Annotated in this window: 1 rRNA gene; it reads right to left on the bottom strand. The window is 55.2% G+C overall.

Annotated features, from left to right (window positions below):
• Positions 1-1,719, bottom strand: a 23S ribosomal RNA gene (locus tag AB0N89_RS40980); the annotation flags it as partial.
• Positions 1,720-1,785: the final 66 nt, after the last annotated feature.

Genomic DNA, 1,785 nt, shown 5'->3' with positions numbered 1-1,785 from the left:
TCGGTCTACACGCTTACACCAGTACTACCACTCACTGGCGGAGCTACCTTCCTGCGTCACCCCATCACTCGACTACTACGGAATCAGATCCCACGCTCCACACAGAAACCTCCATCCGAAGATATCGGTAACTGGCTTTGGGTGGTTAGTATCAACCGCCTCATCCTGGGCGCACGTGCTCGGGTACGGGAATATCAACCCGTTATCCATCGACTACGCCTGTCGGCCTCGCCTTAGGTCCCGACTTACCCTGGGCGGATTAGCCTGGCCCAGGAACCCTTGGTCATCCGGCGGCAGAGTTTCTCACTCTGCATTCGCTACTCATGCCTGCATTCTCACTCCCACACCCTCCACGACTGGCTTCCGCCGCCGCTTCCCTGGATGCAGGACGCTCCCCTACCCATCAACACGACTAGACGCTTCCACGAAGAAAGCGCCGATCTACATGTGTCAATGACACAGCTTCGGCGGTGTGCTTAAGCCCCGCTACATTGTCGGCGCAGGACCACTTGACCAGTGAGCTATTACGCACTCTTTCAAGGGTGGCTGCTTCTAAGCCAACCTCCTGGTTGTCTGGGCAATCCCACATCCTTTCCCACTGAGCACACACTTAGGGGCCTTAGCTGGTGTTCTGGGCTGTTTCCCTCTCGACGACGAAGCTTATCCCCCGCCGTCTCACTGCCACACTCTCACACCACGGTATTCGGAGTTTGGTTGATTTCGGTAACCCGGTAAGGCCCCTAGACCATCCAGTAGCTCTACCCCCGCGGAGAAACATGTGACGCTGCACCTAAATGCATTTCGGGGAGAACCAGCTATCACGGAGTTTGATTGGCCTTTCACCCCTACCCACAGCTCATCCCCTCAGTTTTCAACCTAAGTGGGTTCGGCCCTCCACGTCGTCTTACCGACGCTTCAGCCTGGCCATGGGTAGATCACTCCGCTTCGGGTCTAGACCACGCGACTCAATCGCCCTATTCAGACTCGCTTTCGCTACGGCTACCCCACACGGGTTAACCTCGCCACGCAGCACTAACTCGCAGGCTCATTCTTCAAAAGGCACGCCATCACCGTAAACATCAAAGATGTTGCTCGGGCTCTGACGGCTTGTAGGCACACGGTTTCAGGTACTCTTTCACTCCCCTCCCGGGGTACTTTTCATCTTTCCCTCACGGTACTAGTCCGCTATCGGTCTTCAGGAAGTATTTAGGCTTACCGGGTGGTCCCGGCAGATTCACAGCAAATTCCACGAGCTCGCTGCTACTCGGGAACACCACCAAGATCCACAAACATGTGTTTTCGCGTACGGGACTCTCACCCACTCCGGTCGCCCATCCCAAGGCGTTCCACTAACACACGCGTAAACCCGAAGAAATGTCAGTCTCTTCAAGGTGGGTCCCACAACACCGCTTATACAACGCCTGACAGCTTGACATACAAACGGTTTAGCCTCTTCCGCTTTCGCTCGCCACTACTCACGGAATCACGGTTGTTTTCTCTTCCTACGGGTACTGAGATGTTTCACTTCCCCGCGTTCCCTCCACACACCCTATATATTCAGATGCGGGTAACACCACATAACTGGTGCTGGGTTTCCCCATTCGGAAATCCTCGGATCACAGCTCGGTTGACAGCTCCCCGAGGCATATCGCAGCCTCCCACGTCCTTCATCGGCTCCTGAAGCCAAGACATCCACCATGTGCCCTTAACAACTTGACCACAAAGATGCTCGCATCCACTCTACAGTTCTCAAACACCACACCAGAAACAAACTCCCAGGGCGTC

Origin of the sequence: Amycolatopsis sp. NPDC089917 (assembly GCF_040684635.1) — a bacterium.
In the GTDB taxonomy this organism is placed as follows: Bacteria; Actinomycetota; Actinomycetes; order Mycobacteriales; family Pseudonocardiaceae; genus Amycolatopsis.
Note: the sequence above shows the minus strand (reverse complement) of the source record. Positions and strands in the feature narration are given on the sequence as shown.